Source organism: Achromobacter sp. T5-5, assembly GCF_055397965.1.
Genome location: NZ_AP027919.1, coordinates 4,357,446 through 4,372,882 on the forward strand (window position 1 = coordinate 4,357,446; position 15,437 = coordinate 4,372,882).

Genomic DNA, 15,437 nt, shown 5'->3' on the forward strand with positions numbered 1-15,437 from the left:
CTTTGCACCATGTCGAATCCATCCCCCCTCGCCCCCGCCCTCGCCTGGTCCGGCCATCTGCGCCGCCGGCTCGACGCCCATCCGGACCTGGCCGCCTGGCTGGCCGAAGCCGTGAAGCAACCCGTCACGCCGGCCCTGATGGCGCAATGGCAAGCCGAACTCGCCGGCCCCGCCGCCGCGTCCGACACCCTGCCGGTGGACGTGTGCCGCATGGTGCTGCGCAAGCTGCGCGAACGCGTTTTCAGCGTGCTCATCGTGCGCGACCTGGCCGGGCAGGCAGCGCTCGAGGAAGTGGTCGGCGCCATGACCACGCTGGCGGACATGGCGGTGGCAGCCGCCTACCGTAGCGTGGCGGCGGAGCTGGCGGCGGTGCACGGCGTCCCGCGCGATCCCGCCACTGGCAAGCCGCAGGAAATGCTGATCGTGGGCATGGGCAAGCTGGGCGGCTGCGAATTGAATGTGTCGTCCGACATCGACCTCATCATGCTCTATGGCGAGGAAGGCGAAACCGACGGCCCCCGCCGCATCAGCCACCACGAGTTCTACGGGCGCCTGACGCGCCGCATGATGCCGGTGCTGTCCGAGGTGGACGCCAACGGCCAGGTGTTCCGCACCGACCTGCGCCTGCGCCCCGATGGCGATGCCGGCCCGCTGGCCTGGAGTCTCGATGCGCTGGAGCATTACCTGATCGGCCAGGGCCGCGAATGGGAGCGCTACGCCTGGCTGAAAGCCCGGCTGATGCCCGCGCAGGCCTTTGAAGGCAGCGACAGCGCGGCGCAGGCCACGCAACTGGAAAGCCTGCGCGTGCCCTTCGTCTATCGCAAGTACTTCGATTTCGACGCGCTGGCCGCCCTGCGCGCGCTGCGCGAGCGCATCCGCCAGGACTGGCAGCGCCGCGCGTCGGCGCGCAATGGCATCGACAGCGCCAACAACATCAAGCTGGGCGACGGCGGCATCCGCGAGATCGAATTCGTGGTGCAGTTGGCGCAGCTCATCCGCGGCGGGCGCATGCCCGCCCTGCAAAAGCGCGGCCTGCTGGAGGCGCTGCACGCCGAATGCGTGGCCGGCCTGGTGCCCGAGGACGACGCCCGGCGCCTGGAAGACGCCTATCGTTTCCTGCGGCGCACCGAACACGCGCTGCAATACCGGGAAGACGAGCAGACCCATCTGCTGCCCGGGGACCCAGCCCAGCGCGCCGCCCTGGCCGCGGCGCTGGGTTTCGCCCCCGACGACTTCGAAAGCACGCTGGCCGCGCACCGCGATTTCGTGTCGCAGACCTTTCGCAACGTGTTCCGCATGGTGGGCATGGGCGAGGAGGACGCCGCGCCGGCCCCCGCGGGCAGCGACGCGCCGTCCGGCCAGGACGAACCCGACAGCGAAAGCGAACTGAGCGACCAGATCCGCCAGGCTTTCGGCGACGACGCCGACGACCTGCTGCGCCGGGCCCAGACGCTGTCCGGCAGCCACCGCGTGCGCAGCCTGCCCGAAAGCAGCCGCCGCCGCATGGAGATCCTGCTGCCGGCCGCCCTGCGCGCCGCCCTGCAGACGCCGGCGCCGCGCGACGCCGCGGTCCGCCTCTTCGACCTGATCGAGAAGATCGCGCAGCGCAGCGCCTACCTCGCGCTGCTTGCCGAGTATCCGGACACGCTGGCCCGCGTGGCGCGGATGGTGGCCGCCAGCCCCTGGGCCGCGCAGTACCTGACGCAGCATCCGCTGCTGCTCGACAGCCTGATCGACTGGCGCACCCTCTTCGAAGCGCTGGACTTCACCCAGATCGCCCGCCAGCTGACATCGGACCTGGATGCGTGCCGCCTGCCGGACGGCAGCCCGGACATCGAGCGCCAGATGAATCTGATGCGCGACGTGCAGCGCCAGGCCAGCTTCCAGCTCCTGGCGCAGGACCTGGAAGGCGAACTGACGGTCGAAAAGCTGGCGGACCAGTTGTCGGCGCTGGCCGACCTGCTGCTGGCCGAAACCATCCGCCGCGCCTGGCCGCTCGTGAACAAGGTCGAGGGCGCCGAACCGCACTTTGCCGTCATCGCCTATGGCAAGCTGGGCGGCAAGGAACTGGGCTACGCGTCGGACCTGGATCTGGTCTTCCTGTTCGACGACCCGCGAGAGGACGCTGCCGAGGTCTATGCCAAGCTGGGCCGGCGCATGACGTCCTGGCTGTCGACCATGACCTCGTCGGGCCGGCTCTATGAGATTGACCTGCGCCTGCGGCCCGACGGCGACGCGGGACTGCTCGCGGTGTCGCTCGAGGCCTTCGAGCAATACCAGCACAAGCACGCCTGGGCCTGGGAACACCAGGCGCTCACCCGGGCGCGCTTTGCCGCCGGCGACGCCAGCGTGGGCGCCCGCTTCGAGAAAATCCGCGAGGACATCCTGGTGCTGCCGCGCGATACGGCGGCGCTGCGCGACGAGGTCTTGGCGATGCGCGAAAAAATCAACGCCGGCCATCCGAACACCACCGACCGATTCGACCTGAAACACGACCGCGGCGGGATGGTCGACGTGGAGTTCGTCACGCAGTATCTGGTGCTGTGCCACGCCGGCACGCATCCGGTGCTGGTGCGCAACCTCGGCAACATCGCGCTGCTGCGGCTGGCCGGCGAAGCCGGCCTGATCCCGCCGGAGCTGGCGGCGCGCTCGGGCGATGCCTACCGCACCCTGCGGCGCGTCCAGCATCAGCTGCGCCTGCAGGGCGTGGAAAAGGCGCGCGTCGCGCCCGAGCAGCTGCAGGCCGAGCGGGCTGCGGTGCGCGAACTCTGGACCACGGTGCTGGGCTGACGGCAACTCGTCGTAAAATAAGGGTTTTTCCGCTTTTGCCTGCCAGCCATGTCTGAACTCGTCCGCCCCAAACTCGACCTGCCTGCCGGCCGCAGCAAGGTGCTGATGCATTCGTGCTGCGCCCCCTGTTCCGGCGAGGTCATGGAGGCCATGACCGCCTCCGGCATCGATTACGCGATCTACTTCTACAACCCGAACATCCATCCGGTCAAAGAGTACGAAATCCGCAAGCAGGAGAACATCCGCTTCGCTGAAAAGCACGGCATCGAGTTCATCGACGCCGACTACGACATGGACAACTGGTTCGAACGCGTCAAGGGCATGGAAGACGCCCCCGAGCGCGGCGAACGCTGCACGGCGTGCTTCGACATGCGCTTCGAGCGCACGGCGCTGTACGCCCACGAGCACGGTTTCGACACCATCACCAGCTCGCTCGGCATCTCGCGCTGGAAGGACATGAACCAGATCAACGGCTGCGGCGAACGCGCGGCCGCGCGCTACGACGACCTGGTCTACTGGACCTACAACTGGCGCAAGGGCGGCGGCTCGGCCCGCATGATCGAAATCAGCAAGCGCGAGAACTTCTACCAGCAGGAATATTGCGGCTGCGTCTATTCGCTGCGCGACACCAACCGCCATCGCCGCGCGCAGGGCCGCGAACGCATCCACATCGGCGTGAAGTTCTACGGCAAGGAAGACCTCATCAACGAGGAACAGCTCTGACCGCCCGCTGAGCCTGTCCGGGCGGCGCATCGCCGCCAATGAAAAAGCCTGGCAGTCCGCGCGCCGCGCGTCCTCCAGGCCTGCATCGGCGCCCCGCGGGGCGCCGTTTCTCTTATGGGGCGATCAGTCCAGCGTGAGCACCGTCGCGCCCGTCGTCTTGCGCGAGGCCAGCGCGGTCTGCGCCTCGCCCGCCTGATCCAGCGAGTAGCGCTGGTCGATGCGAACCTTGATCTTCTTCTTGAGCACCAGGTCGAAGAGCTCTTCGGACGCCGACTGCAGTTTTTCCAGCGTATTGACGTGGATGCCCAGCGACGGGCGCGTCACGTACAGGCTGCCCTTCTGGTTCAGCACGGCCAGGTTGACGCCGGCCACCGGACCCGACGCGTTGCCGAAGCTGACCATCAGGCCGCGCGGCTCGATGCAGTCCAGCGAGGTTTCCCAGGTGTCCTTGCCCACGCCGTCATACACCACCGGCACCTTCTTGCCGCCGGTCAGTTCCAGCACGCGCTCGACCACGTTTTCACGCGAATAATCGATGGTTTCCCAGGCGCCGTTGGCGCGCGCCAGTTCGGCCTTTTCGGGGCTGGACACGGTGCCGATGAGCTTGACGCCCAGCGCCTTGGCCCATTGGCAGGCGATCAGCCCGACGCCGCCGGCCGCGGCATGGAACAGGATGGTCTCGCCGCCCTGCAGACGATAGGTCTGGCGGAACAGGTACTGCACCGTCAGGCCCTTGAGCATCAAGGCCGCGGCCTCGTCGAACGCGATGCCCTTGGGCACCTTGACGACCTGCGCGGCAGGCACGTTGCGCGCCTGGGCGTACGCGCCCAGGGGGCTCTGGCCGTAGGCGACGCGGTCGCCCTTCTTCAGGTGCTTGACGTCGGCGCCCACGGCGGTCACCACGCCGGCGCCTTCGAAGCCCAGGCCATGCGGCAGCGGATGCGGATACAAGCCCGTGCGGTAATAGATATCGATGAAGTTCAGCCCGGCAGCGTGCTGCTCGATCGTGACTTCGTTGGCGGCCGGCGGCGGAACTTCCACCTCAACCAGCTTCAGGACTTCGGGACCACCGTGCTGCTCGATACGAATTGCCTTGACGAGATTGCTGGCCATGCTGGCCTCCTTTCATTGGAAATTGGAAATAACGCGAACTGATCCAAAAATGCCGACCTTACCCCGGGGAGCCACAGCGTTCACAGCGTTCACCGCGGGGATTGCCGGTCGTCCTGCCTGGCGGCCGGCCGGGCCGCGCCGCCGCCCATCAATGCGAACACGCCCGCCAGCACCAGCACGGTTCCGGCCATCTGCCACACCGTAATGGGCTCGTCCAGGAACCATGACGCCAGGAACAGCACCGATACCGGCCCGACCATGCCCAGCAGCGATGCCGTCGGCGCGCCGATCAGCGAGACCGCCCACATCAGCATGAACACCGGCACCACGGTGTTGAGCGTGGCATGGATGATCGAATATTTATAGACCGCGGCAGGCTGGATCAGCATCGACGGCGGATGCACGACGAAGAACTGGATGATGCACGCCACGCACGACACGAGCATCGCGTACGCCACCAGCCGCGTCGGACCGATCCGCTTGATCAGTTCCCCGGAACAGATGAGGTACACAGAATAGCTTGCGGCGGAGCCGAAAACGAACAAAGACCCTAACAGCACCTCGCCGCCCCCGCCGAAGGACAGATCGTGCGCGAACACCAGCACCACGCCGGCGTAAGACAGCACCATGGCCAGCCATTGCCGGCGCTCGATCGGACGCTTGAACCAGATCGCGGACAACAGGACGACGAGCGAGGGAGACAGGAACAGGATCAGGCGTTCGAGACTGGCCGTGATGTAGCGCAGGCCCAGGAAGTCCAGGAAGCTGGAAAGGTAATAGCCCAGGAGGCCAAGCACGCACACCTGCACGCGCTCTTTGGTGGTCATCACGACGATTTCGCCCCGCGCCGCGCGGCGGGACTGGTGCCAGGCCACCGCCGCGAAGAACGGCATGGCGAACAGCATCCGAAAGGCGATCAGGGTGACCGCGTCGATGCCGTAGCGGTAGGTGAATTTGACGACGATGGCCTTGGCGGAAAAGAGGATCGCGCCAAGCACGGCCATGGCGATTCCGGCGGCGCGGCCGGAGGCCAGCGGAAGCGCCGTAAGCTTGGCAATACGATTCATGCGATGATTTTAAGTTCACCGCGAAAATATTTGCACACCTTCCATGACGCATTCTGCCTTTTCCGCCGCATGACCCGACACCGCGCCCTCACCTACATCCATATCGCCGCCGTGCTGTTCGGGCTGACCGGAGTCTTTGGCGAACTGATCCAGGCGAGCGCCGCGGTCATCACGTTGGGCAGGGCGGCGTTCGCCGTCATGGCGCTGGGCATCTTCGCGCGCATGCGGCGCAAGCCGCTCCTGGGCGTGCTCACCCCGGCGCAATTATTCGTCCTCGTGATCGCCGGCGCGCTGCTTGCCGCGCACTGGGTCACGTTCTTCATTTCCGTGAAAGTGGGCGGCATCGCCATCGCGACGCTTGGCTTTGCCAGCTTTCCGGCGTTCATCACCCTCTTTGAAGGCCTGATATTCCGCGAACGCGTCCGCCTGGCCGAATGGCTGCTGCTGGGGCTGGTCACCGCGGGCCTGGTGCTGGTCACCCCGTCGTTCGACCTGGCCGACCAGGGCACCATCGGCCTCGCGTGGGGCCTGCTGTCGGGCCTGAGCTTTGCGCTGCTGGCGTTGAGCAACCGGCGGTCGGCCTCCGGCATGGACCCGATGCAGGTGTCATGCTGGCAGAACCTGGTGGTTGCGCTGGTGATGGTGCCCTTCGCGGTCGGCCAGCTGCCCGCCGTGCCTGCGCTCGACTGGTTCTGGCTGGCGCTGCTGGGTATCTTCTGCACCGGGCTGTCGCACTACCTGTTCGTGTCCAGCCTTACGCGCCTGAATGCCCGCAGCGCCGGCCTGGTGATCGCGCTGGAACCCGTCTATGCGATTGCCTTCGCCTGGGTGCTGTTCAGCCAGCAGCCCACGCCGCGCATGCTGGCGGGCGCCGCGCTCATCGTGGCCGCCATTGTGTGGTCGGGGCTGCGCAAGCAGACGCCGCCGTCCTCCACCGCCGAAGCGCCCTCGAAGATACAGCCTTGACAATAACTGACTAGGCAGTAAAATTCGCCGCATGACTGCCGCGCCTTCCCCCTCCACGTCCGAACCTTCCGAGTCTCCCGTCCATTACCGCAGCGACACGCGCAGCATGGCGGACGACAACGCGGGCTTCCTGATCAAGCTGGTCTATCACTCCCTGACCCGCATGCTGGACCAGGAAATGGCGCCGCTCGATCTCACCGCGATGCAGTGGCGGCCGCTGGCCATGGTGTTCCTGGGCCGCGCCGACACGCCCGCCGAACTCGCGCGGCTCAACGACATGGACACCGGCGCCATGACCCGCGCCCTGGACCGCCTGGAAGCCAAGGGCCTGCTGCGCCGCAACCGCTGCCAGGAAGACCGCCGCGTGGTCAAGATCGAACTCACCGAACTGGGCGAAACCAAGGCCCGCCAGATCCCCGCGAACATCGCCCGCGCCCTCAATCACCACCTGCGCGGCTTCTCCACCGACGAAGTCGCCCAACTCATGCATTTCCTGCGACGGATGATCGCCAACGGGTCCGCATCCGGCTCGACCGCCGAACGCTGACCCGCCGCCCCGCACCGAACCGGGGTTTTTATTTGGCATAATCACTGCCTAGGCAAATACAGATTAATCAATTACTTTCAGCTAACAGTCAGGATGAAACGCCTTTTATCTACCGTAATGGTGCTGGCCCTCGGCGGTTGCGCGCTGATGGAACCCGCGCCGCAGCCCGTCGCGGCGCTGGACGCGGCCAAGCTTGGGCTGACCGGCCAGACCGCCGACTGGCCAGCCACGCATTGGTGGGAGCGCTACGGCGATCCGCAGCTCAATGCCCTGATGGCCGAAGCGCTGGCAAACAGTCCGTCGATGAGCGCCGCGCAGGCGCGCCTGGCCAAGGCCAACGCAGCGGTCGGCATCGCGCGCGCGCCGTTGCTGCCCCGCGTGGACGCGGGCTACACGCTCACCCGCGAGCATCTGTCCAAGGACTACATCTACCCCGCGCCGCTGGGCGGTTCCGTCGTCAGCGACAACCGGCTGGCGCTGGACTTCAGCTATGAACTGGATTTCTGGGGCAAGAACCGCTCGCGCCTGCAGTCCGCGGTGTCGCAGCAGGAAGCCGCCAGCGCCGACGCGCAAGCCGCGCGCAACCTGCTGGCCAGCGCCACCGTGCGCGCCTACCTGAACCTGCAGAACGCCTTTGCGCAGCGCGACGTGCTGAACCGGGTGATTTCGCAGCGTGCCGAAGTGCTGTCGCTGACCCAGGGCCGCTACACGGCCGGGCTGGACACCCAGGTCGAGGTCAAGCAGGCGGAATCGTCCCTGGCCTCGGGCAAGGTCGAACTGACCCAGATCGAAACCACGCTGGCGCAATTGCGCAACCAGGTCGCCGCGCTGGCGGGCGCCGGTCCGCAGCGCGGGCAGGACCTGGTCCAGGTCACGCTGACCGCGCCTTCGGGCAGCATTCCGTCCAGCGTTCCGCTCGATCTGCTGGGGCATCGTCCCGACGTCACGGCCGCGCGCTGGCGCGCCGAGGCCGCGCGCCACGCCATCGACACGGCCAAAGCCGAGTTCTATCCCAACGTGAACCTGGCCGCTTTCGTGGGCTTTCAGGCCATCGGCACCGGCAACCTGCTGGGCGCCGACGCCCGCATGGCCGGCTTTGGCCCGGCCATCACGCTGCCCATCTTCCACGGCGGCGAGCTCAACGCCAACCTGGCGGGCCGCCGCGCCGATGCCGACCTGGCGGTGTCGGACTACAACCAGACCGTGCTAGACGCCGCGCATCAGGTCGCGGACGCGCTGGATGGCCTGCGCCTGCTGGACCAGGAAAAGGCCCAGCAACGCCAGGCGCGCGAGGCCATCGAGGCGGCCTACGCCCTGGCCGTCGATCGCTACAAGGCGGGCATGGGCAACTACATCACCGTGCTGATCGCGCAGACGGGCGTCCTCACCCAGGCTCGCCTGGACACCGATCTGCGCATCCGCGCCTACCAGCTCGACGCCAACCTGGCCACCGCCCTGGGCGGCGGCTACGCGCCCCCGGCCGAGCCCGCCCCGAACTCCATTCATTGAACGATCCCGGATTCAGACGTCATGAACGCTGCCACTCCCTCGACCCATCCCGCCCGTAAACGCCTGCTGCTGATGGCGACCGGGGCCTTTATCGTTGTCGCCATCGCCTACGGCATCTGGTGGGCGCTGTTCGGCGCGCACTTCGAAAGCACCGACGATGCCTACGTGCACGGCAACCTGGTGCAGATCACGCCGCAGGTGCCCGGCACCGTGGTGGCCATCGAAGCCGACGACACCGAAACCGTCACCGCTGGCCAGCCGCTGGTGCGACTCGATCCCGCCGATACGGACATCGCCCTGCAGCAGGCGCAGGCCAAGCTGGCCCAGACGGTCCGCCAGGTGCAGACCTATTACGTGCAGAACGATGCGCTCGCCGCCGACGTCGACCTGCGCAATGCCGACATCCTGCGCGCCCAGGCCGAGCTGACCCGCGCGCAGAGCGACGTGAAGCGCCGCCAGCAGCTCGCCAAGTCGGGCGGCGTCAGCGGCGAGGAAATCCTGCACGCCGAGGTGGCCCTGAAGTCCGCCCAGTCCGGCGTCGCGCAGGCCAAGGCGGCGTTGGCCGCCGCGAAGGCCAAGCTGGCGACCAACCAGGCCTTGACGCAAGGCACTTCCGTGGCCGAGCACCCCGATGTGCGCCAGGCGGCCGCCGAGCTGCGCAACGCCTGGCTGGCGCAATCGCGCACCGTGCTGCCCGCGCCCGTCGGCGGCATCATCGCGCGCCGCAGCGCGCAGGTCGGCCAGCGTGTCGCCCCCGGCGCCGCGCTGATGACCGTCGTGCCGCTGGACCAGGTCTGGGTCGAGGCCAATTTCAAGGAAGGCCAGTTGCGCAAGATGCGCATCGGCCAGCCGGTCAAGATGGTGGCCGACCTGTACGGCAGCTCGGTGACCTACCACGGCACCGTCGCCGGCCTGGACGCCGGCACGGGCAGCGCCTTTGCCCTGCTTCCCGCGCAGAACGCCACCGGCAACTGGATCAAGGTCGTGCAGCGCGTACCCGTGCGCATCACGCTCGATCCCGAAGACCTGAAGCAGCATCCGCTGCGCGTGGGCCTGTCGATGGACGTGGAAGTCGACGTGGGCAAGGACGACGGCGCGCCGCTGGCCCAGGTCGCGCGCAAGGAACCGGCATGGTCGACGCGCGCGTTCGAGCCCGCGCACAATGAAGTCGACGCCATGATCGGCAAGATCATCGCGGCCAACCTCGCATCATGAGCACCGCCGCCCAGCCCGCGGGCGCAGGCGCGCCCAGTGACGCCGCCCGCCCGCCGGGCACCTACCCGCCCCTGGAGGGCGCGACCCGCATCATCGGGTCCATCGCGCTGTCCACCGCCGTCTTCATGAACGTGCTGGACACCTCGATCGCGAACGTGTCCATCCCGACGATATCCGGCGACCTTGGCGTGAGCTCCAGCCAGGGCACCTGGGTCATCACGTCGTTCGCGGTGGCCAACGCCATCACCGTGCCGCTCACGGGCTGGCTGACGCAACGCTTCGGCCAGGTGCGCCTGTTCCTGATTTCCACCCTGCTCTTCGTGGTGGCCTCCTGGCTGTGCGGCTTTTCGCCATCGCTGGAGGCGTTGATCGCCTTTCGCGTGCTGCAAGGAGCGGTGGCGGGCCCGATGATCCCGCTGTCGCAAACGCTGATGCTGGCCAGCTTTCCGAAGGCCAAGGCGGGCATGGCGCTGGCGATCTGGTCCATGACCACGCTGGTGGCCCCGGTGGCCGGGCCGTTGCTGGGCGGATGGATCTCGGACAACTACACCTGGCCCTGGATCTTCTACATCAACGTGCCGGTGGGCCTGCTGGCCGCCTGGATCAGTTGGCGCATCTACGGCAAGCGCGAATCCATGACCCGCAAGCTGCCCATCGACAAGCTCGGCCTCGTCCTGCTCGTGGTCTGGGTGGGTGCGCTGCAGATCATGCTGGACAAGGGCAAGGAACTGGACTGGTTCGCCAGTCCGACCATCATCGCGCTGGCGGCGATCGCCTTCGTGGCCTTCGTGTTCTTCCTGATCTGGGAACTGACCGACGCCCACCCCGTGGTCGACCTGCGGCTGTTCAAGATCCGAAATTTCTCGGTCGGCGCGTTGACGCTGGCGGTGGCCTATGGCGTCTTCTTCGGCAACGTGGTGCTGCTGCCCCTGTGGCTGCAAAGCAATATGGGCTACACCGCGACCTACGCGGGTCTGGTCACCGCCCCCGTCGGCCTGCTCGCCATCCTGCTCACGCCCATCGTGGGCAAGATGCTGGCCACGCGTGACCCCAGGCAGATCGTGACCGTCGCCTTCCTGATCTTTGCGCTGGTCTGCTTCATGCGCTCGGGCTTCAACACCCAGACGGACGTGCGCACGCTGATGATCCCGACCATCATCCAGGGCGCGGCGATGGCGGCGTTCTTCGTGCCGCTCACCTCCATCACGCTGTCCAGCATCGAGCCATGGCGCATCCCGGCGGCGTCGGGCCTGTCGAACTTCCTGCGGTTGACGGCGGGCGCGTTCGGCACGTCGATCTCCACCACGCTGTGGGAAAACCGCGCAACCCTGCACCACGCGCAGTTGACCGAGGTCGCCAAGCCGGGCCAGCAGGCGTTCGACCAGACCATGAACACCCTGCAGAACGGGTTGGGCGTCACGCATCAACAGGCGCTCACCATGGTCGACGGCCTGATCAACGCGCAGGCCTTCACCATGTCGGCGACGGACGTGTTCTATGCGTCCGCGCTCATCTTCCTGCTGCTGACGGGCCTGGTCTGGTTCGCCCGGCCCCGGTCGGCCAAGGCGGGCGGCGACGGCGCGGCGGAAGCGGCAGCAGGCGCCCACTGAACCACCCTGTTGCCAGACGAAAACAAGGCGCCTCGCGGCGCCTTGTTCTTTTTTGGCAGCGTGCCCGTCAGTCCCTGAGCAGCGTTTGCCAGTCCCGGCGTTCGATGATGTCGGCCGACAGCGCACTGATCGGAGACAGATTGAACACGGATACCCCCCGCGCGCGCCAGAGCGCCGATGCAAAGCGGAACGACGGTTCGATGAGGCGCGGAAAGTTGCGTGTCAGCCGGCTGGTCTGGGGCTTTCCCCCCTCGTCGTAGAAACGCAATCCGCCCTGCAGGGTCAGGTCCAGCCCGTGCACGTAGACCTCGCGCGCGCCGCCGGACACCAAAACCTGCAAGGCGGCATAGGCGACGGTATCGGCATCGAAGACCCCGAGCGAGGCGTCGAAGCTGTAGCCGAGTCCCTGCTTGGCGTCCAGCAGCTGGACGTCCGGCGAGGCCGCGGCAATGCGCTTGAGCACGGCCGGCGCCACGCTGCGCTCGTAGGCCCGCCTGGAGATCAGTTCGATGATGCAGATGCGGCAGCGGATCTGCTCCTGGGGAATGCCCTGCATGATGTAGCGCAGCACCTCGGGGAACACATACAGCGTGAGGTCCCGCGCCACGATCTCGCGCACCAGGTCGATGCGGTCGCGCACGAAATTCTGGTCGATGATGCAGTAATACTTGAATTGCAGATCGAACTTGCGCGACAGCGCGATGGCGCCATTGACGCCCATCGCGACGCCGATGTTCATCCGGTCATAGGGAATCTCGGCGATCGACGGGCCGCTCAGGATCAGGTGCACCACCTTGTCGGCAGGGTCGTAGCCCTGCGACAGGGGCGTGACGGGCAGAGAACGGCCGAAGGCGCGAAAACCGCTGATCGCGCCGTCCTTGTCCCGCCAGATTCGTACGAACGGCCACAGGTGTTGATTGTGCCGCTGGGTGCGCGAGCGCAGCATGCGGAAAAGCTTGCGCACGAAGCGGTCGGCCCGCCCGCCGCCCACGTGGTCGGAGGGGGGAGAAAAAATCGAGTCGTTCATCTACCAATCGGACAGGCCTGCCCGCCAAAGCACTCAACCAGCCCTGACCAGCGACGCGATTGCGTCGCCGACTTCGGCCGTCGAGGCGTTGCCTTTCATATCCCGCGTCCGCGGCCCGTCAGCCAGCACGGATTCGATTGCCTTCACGACCGCGGCCGAAGCGTCGGGATACCCCAAGAAATCCAGCATCAATGCCCCGCTCCAGATCTGCCCGATCGGGTTGGCGATGCCCTTGCCATAGATGTCGGGCGCCGAACCATGCACCGGTTCGAAGAGCGACGGGAACTTGCGCTCCGGGTTCAGGTTTGCCGACGGGGCGATACCGATCGTGCCCGTGCATGCCGGTCCCAGGTCGGAGAGAATGTCTCCGAACAGGTTGGAGGCCACCACCACGTCGAACCAGTCGGGATGCTGCACGAAGTGCGCGCACAGGATATCGATGTGATATTTGTCCCAGCGCACGTCCGGATAGTTCCCGGCCATCTCGGCGACGCGCTCGTCCCACCAGGGCATCGAAATCGAAATGCCATTGGACTTGGTGGCCGCGGTCAGGTGCTTGCCGCGCTTTTGCGCCAATTCGAACGCAAACTTCAGCACGCGCTCGGCGCCAATGCGCGTGAACACGCTTTCCTGGATCACCACCTCGCGGTCGGTGCCCTCGAACAGGCGGCCGCCGCTATTGGAGTATTCGCCTTCGGTGTTCTCGCGCACGATGAAGAAATCGATCTCGCCGGGCTGGCGGTTGGCAAGCGGCGACGGCACGCCAGGCATCAGGCGCACCGGGCGCAGGTTGATGTACTGGTCGAATTCACGGCGGAACTTGAAGAGCGAACCCCACAGCGCCTCGTGGTCGGGCACCGTGGCGGGCCAGCCGATCGAGCCGAAGAAAATGGCTTCGTGCTGGCCGATCTGCGCCTTCCAGTCGTCGGGCATCATCTTGCCATGCTTGGCGTAGTAGTCGCAGCTCCAGTCGAAGTGGTCCCACTGGAACGCGATGTCGAACCGCGTCGCCACCGCATCGAGCACCTTCAACCCTTCCGGCACGACCTCCTTGCCGATCCCGTCTCCTGGAAGCACTGCAATCTTGTGTTTCTTAGCCACCACGTTTTCCTTTGGTTTTCATTGGTTCAACGCCCGCAATCTTAGGCATAAATGCGGGCAACACAACACCCCCCGTTACAAAACCAACGGGAGGCGAGGCGTCGATGACTGCCGATGCGGCTCAGCGACGGCCTTTCGAGCCCAGCAGCGACCCCAATATCCCGCGCGTCAGTTCGCGGGCAATGGAGCGCGCCGAGCTCTTGGCGAAGGTCTGCACCACCCCGTCGCGCTTGCCGCCGCGCGGTCCGGTCGATCCGAACAGCACGTCCTTCAGGCTGTCCATCAGGCCGCCGCTCTCTTCGGCAGGCGCCTGGCCGGACCGGGCAGACGGCTGTCCAGGCCTGGCGGGATCATCCCGCGCCACCTGGGGATCGGCCGGCACGGCCGCGCGACCGGCCAGGATTTCATAGGCGGACTCCCGGTCCACCGCCTTTTCATACTTGGCCGCCAGGGGATTGCCCTGGCGCAGCGCCTGCCGCTCGGCATCCGTGGCCGGCCCGATGCGGCTGCCGGGGGGCACGATATACGCGCGCTCGGTCGGCATCGGCCGCCCCTTGGCATCGAGCAGCGACACCAGGGCCTCGCCAACGCCAAGTTCCGTGATGGCGGCCTCGATATCCAGGCCGGGATTGGGACGCATGGTCTGGGCGGCCGTTTTGACCGCCTTCTGGTCGCGCGGCGTGAACGCGCGCAGGGCGTGCTGCACGCGGTTGCCCAACTGGCCCAGCACGGTATCGGGGATATCCAGGGGGTTCTGCGTCACGAAGTACACGCCCACGCCCTTGGAACGCACCAGGCGCACCACCTGCTCGATCTTGGTCAGCAGCGCCTGGGGCGCGTCGTTGAACAGCAGGTGCGCTTCGTCGAAGAAGAACACCAGCTTGGGCTGGTCCATGTCGCCCACTTCGGGCAGCTTTTCATACAGGTCGGCCAGCAGCCACAGCAGGAAGATGGCATACAGGCGCGGCGCCTGCATCAGCTTGTCGGCGGCCAGGATGTTGACGATGCCGCGCCCCTGGGCGTCCGTGCGCATCAGGTCGGCGACGTCCAGCATCGGTTCGCCGAAGAACCTTTCCGCGCCCTGCGATTCCAGGGCCAAGAGGCCCCGCTGGATGGCGCCGACGCTGGCCGAGGACACATTGCCATACCGCGTCTTGAGCTCGGCCGAGCGGTCGGCCACGTTCTGCAGCATCGCCCGCAGGTCCTTCAGGTCCAGCAGCAGTTGCCCCTCGTCGTCGGCCACCTTGAAAACCAGGGTCAGGACCCCTTCCTGCGTGTCGTTCAATTCCAGGATGCGCGACAGCAGCAGCGGGCCCATGTCCGTAATGGTGGCTCGCACCGGCAGGCCCTGCTCGCCGTAGACGTCCCATAGCGCAACGGGGCTGGCGCCCCAGGCCGGTTCGGCCAGGCTCAGGTTCTTGAGGCGTTCCTGCAGCTTCGGGCTGGCCACGCCCGCCTGCGAAATGCCGGTCAGGTCGCCCTTGACGTCGGCCATGAATACCGGCGTGCCGATCCGGGAAAAGGATTCGGCCAGGACCTGCAAGGTAACGGTCTTGCCGGTGCCGGTGGCGCCCGTGATGCACCCGTGGCGGTTGGCCAGGGCCGGCAGCAGCCCCAACTCGGTCTGCGCGTTCTTGGCGATGACAAGGGGGTTGGACATGTGCGGCTCCGGACCAGGGATTCAAAAGGATGCCCAAGTGTAGAGCCTGCCGCCCGCCTTGTGCGCGTGGCTATATGGACACATGCAGCCCTCTGGCCGGACGCGAGGG

The 15,437-nt window shown here is 66.7% G+C and carries 12 protein-coding genes; 7 read left to right on the forward strand and 5 right to left on the reverse strand.

Annotated features, from left to right (window positions below; all coding sequences use genetic code 11):
• The first annotated feature begins 9 nt into the window (after nucleotides 1-9).
• Both glnE and ACZ50Q_RS19755 read left to right on the forward strand, forming a co-directional pair.
• The gene (gene glnE / locus ACZ50Q_RS19750; RefSeq protein WP_464079356.1) at nucleotides 10-2,790 is read left to right on the forward strand and encodes a bifunctional [glutamate--ammonia ligase]-adenylyl-L-tyrosine phosphorylase/[glutamate--ammonia-ligase] adenylyltransferase; all 2,781 of its coding nucleotides are present in this window, start codon (nucleotides 10-12) and stop codon (nucleotides 2,788-2,790) included.
• Nucleotides 2,791-2,838: 48 nt separating this feature from the next.
• Nucleotides 2,839-3,513 carry an epoxyqueuosine reductase QueH gene (locus ACZ50Q_RS19755; protein WP_076519873.1) on the forward strand — a complete coding sequence of 225 codons (675 nt, stop codon included), beginning with the start codon at nucleotides 2,839-2,841 and terminating at the stop codon, nucleotides 3,511-3,513.
• Nucleotides 3,514-3,636: 123 nt separating this feature from the next.
• Here the strand turns inward: ACZ50Q_RS19755 and ACZ50Q_RS19760 are convergent, their stop codons facing one another.
• Together ACZ50Q_RS19760 and ACZ50Q_RS19765 are read right to left on the reverse strand one after the other, a co-directional pair.
• Nucleotides 3,637-4,626: a quinone oxidoreductase family protein gene (locus ACZ50Q_RS19760; protein WP_076519872.1), complete on the reverse strand. Its 990-nt coding sequence runs from the start codon at nucleotides 4,624-4,626 to the stop codon at nucleotides 3,637-3,639.
• A gap of 89 nt (nucleotides 4,627-4,715) precedes the next feature.
• Nucleotides 4,716-5,693 carry a DMT family transporter gene (locus ACZ50Q_RS19765; RefSeq protein ID WP_076519871.1) on the reverse strand — a complete coding sequence of 326 codons (978 nt, stop codon included), beginning with the start codon at nucleotides 5,691-5,693 and terminating at the stop codon, nucleotides 4,716-4,718.
• 69 nt (nucleotides 5,694-5,762) lie between these two features.
• On the opposite strand from ACZ50Q_RS19765, the gene ACZ50Q_RS19770 reads away from it, so the two are divergent.
• From ACZ50Q_RS19770 to ACZ50Q_RS19790, 5 genes are all read left to right on the forward strand, one after another.
• Nucleotides 5,763-6,659 (forward strand): DMT family transporter, encoded by an 897-nt coding sequence (locus ACZ50Q_RS19770; protein ID WP_092582280.1) that lies wholly within the window; start codon nucleotides 5,763-5,765, stop codon nucleotides 6,657-6,659.
• Nucleotides 6,660-6,690: 31 nt separating this feature from the next.
• Nucleotides 6,691-7,206, forward strand: coding sequence for a MarR family winged helix-turn-helix transcriptional regulator (locus ACZ50Q_RS19775; RefSeq protein ID WP_464079357.1), 516 nt, complete (start codon nucleotides 6,691-6,693; stop codon nucleotides 7,204-7,206).
• A 93-nt stretch (nucleotides 7,207-7,299) separates the two neighbouring features.
• Nucleotides 7,300-8,715 (forward strand): efflux transporter outer membrane subunit, encoded by a 1,416-nt coding sequence (locus ACZ50Q_RS19780; protein ID WP_464079358.1) that lies wholly within the window; start codon nucleotides 7,300-7,302, stop codon nucleotides 8,713-8,715.
• Nucleotides 8,716-8,736: 21 nt separating this feature from the next.
• On the forward strand, nucleotides 8,737-9,930 hold the full coding sequence (locus tag ACZ50Q_RS19785) for an EmrA/EmrK family multidrug efflux transporter periplasmic adaptor subunit (protein ID WP_464079359.1): 1,194 nt from the start codon (nucleotides 8,737-8,739) through the stop codon (nucleotides 9,928-9,930).
• Complete coding sequence (locus ACZ50Q_RS19790) at nucleotides 9,927-11,540, forward strand: DHA2 family efflux MFS transporter permease subunit (RefSeq protein WP_175493259.1); 1,614 nt, start codon at nucleotides 9,927-9,929, stop codon at nucleotides 11,538-11,540. The genes ACZ50Q_RS19785 and ACZ50Q_RS19790 overlap by 4 nt, the downstream gene beginning before the upstream one ends.
• Before the next feature lie 67 nt (nucleotides 11,541-11,607).
• Here the strand turns inward: ACZ50Q_RS19790 and ACZ50Q_RS19795 are convergent, their stop codons facing one another.
• The 3 genes from ACZ50Q_RS19795 to ACZ50Q_RS19805 all read right to left on the reverse strand — a co-directional run bounded on the left by ACZ50Q_RS19795 (nucleotide 11,608) and on the right by ACZ50Q_RS19805 (nucleotide 15,328).
• On the reverse strand, nucleotides 11,608-12,567 hold the full coding sequence (locus ACZ50Q_RS19795) for a hypothetical protein (RefSeq protein ID WP_076519866.1): 960 nt from the start codon (nucleotides 12,565-12,567) through the stop codon (nucleotides 11,608-11,610).
• A gap of 33 nt (nucleotides 12,568-12,600) precedes the next feature.
• Nucleotides 12,601-13,668, reverse strand: coding sequence for a tartrate dehydrogenase (locus tag ACZ50Q_RS19800; RefSeq protein WP_092582265.1), 1,068 nt, complete (start codon nucleotides 13,666-13,668; stop codon nucleotides 12,601-12,603).
• Between the two features lie 121 nt (nucleotides 13,669-13,789).
• Nucleotides 13,790-15,328 (reverse strand): helicase HerA-like C-terminal domain-containing protein, encoded by a 1,539-nt coding sequence (locus ACZ50Q_RS19805; protein ID WP_464079360.1) that lies wholly within the window; start codon nucleotides 15,326-15,328, stop codon nucleotides 13,790-13,792.
• Nucleotides 15,329-15,437 lie beyond the last annotated feature (109 nt).

Coding starts and splice junctions, on each gene's coding strand:
- glnE (WP_464079356.1), top strand. CDS start 10: ATGTCGAATCCATCCCCCCTCGCCCCCGCCCTCGCCTGGTCCGGCCAT.
- ACZ50Q_RS19755 (WP_076519873.1), top strand. CDS start 2,839: ATGTCTGAACTCGTCCGCCCCAAACTCGACCTGCCTGCCGGCCGCAGC.
- ACZ50Q_RS19760 (WP_076519872.1), bottom strand. CDS start 4,626: ATGGCCAGCAATCTCGTCAAGGCAATTCGTATCGAGCAGCACGGTGGT.
- ACZ50Q_RS19765 (WP_076519871.1), bottom strand. CDS start 5,693: ATGAATCGTATTGCCAAGCTTACGGCGCTTCCGCTGGCCTCCGGCCGC.
- ACZ50Q_RS19770 (WP_092582280.1), top strand. CDS start 5,763: ATGACCCGACACCGCGCCCTCACCTACATCCATATCGCCGCCGTGCTG.
- ACZ50Q_RS19775 (WP_464079357.1), top strand. CDS start 6,691: ATGACTGCCGCGCCTTCCCCCTCCACGTCCGAACCTTCCGAGTCTCCC.
- ACZ50Q_RS19780 (WP_464079358.1), top strand. CDS start 7,300: ATGAAACGCCTTTTATCTACCGTAATGGTGCTGGCCCTCGGCGGTTGC.
- ACZ50Q_RS19785 (WP_464079359.1), top strand. CDS start 8,737: ATGAACGCTGCCACTCCCTCGACCCATCCCGCCCGTAAACGCCTGCTG.
- ACZ50Q_RS19790 (WP_175493259.1), top strand. CDS start 9,927: ATGAGCACCGCCGCCCAGCCCGCGGGCGCAGGCGCGCCCAGTGACGCC.
- ACZ50Q_RS19795 (WP_076519866.1), bottom strand. CDS start 12,567: ATGAACGACTCGATTTTTTCTCCCCCCTCCGACCACGTGGGCGGCGGG.
- ACZ50Q_RS19805 (WP_464079360.1), bottom strand. CDS start 15,328: ATGTCCAACCCCCTTGTCATCGCCAAGAACGCGCAGACCGAGTTGGGG.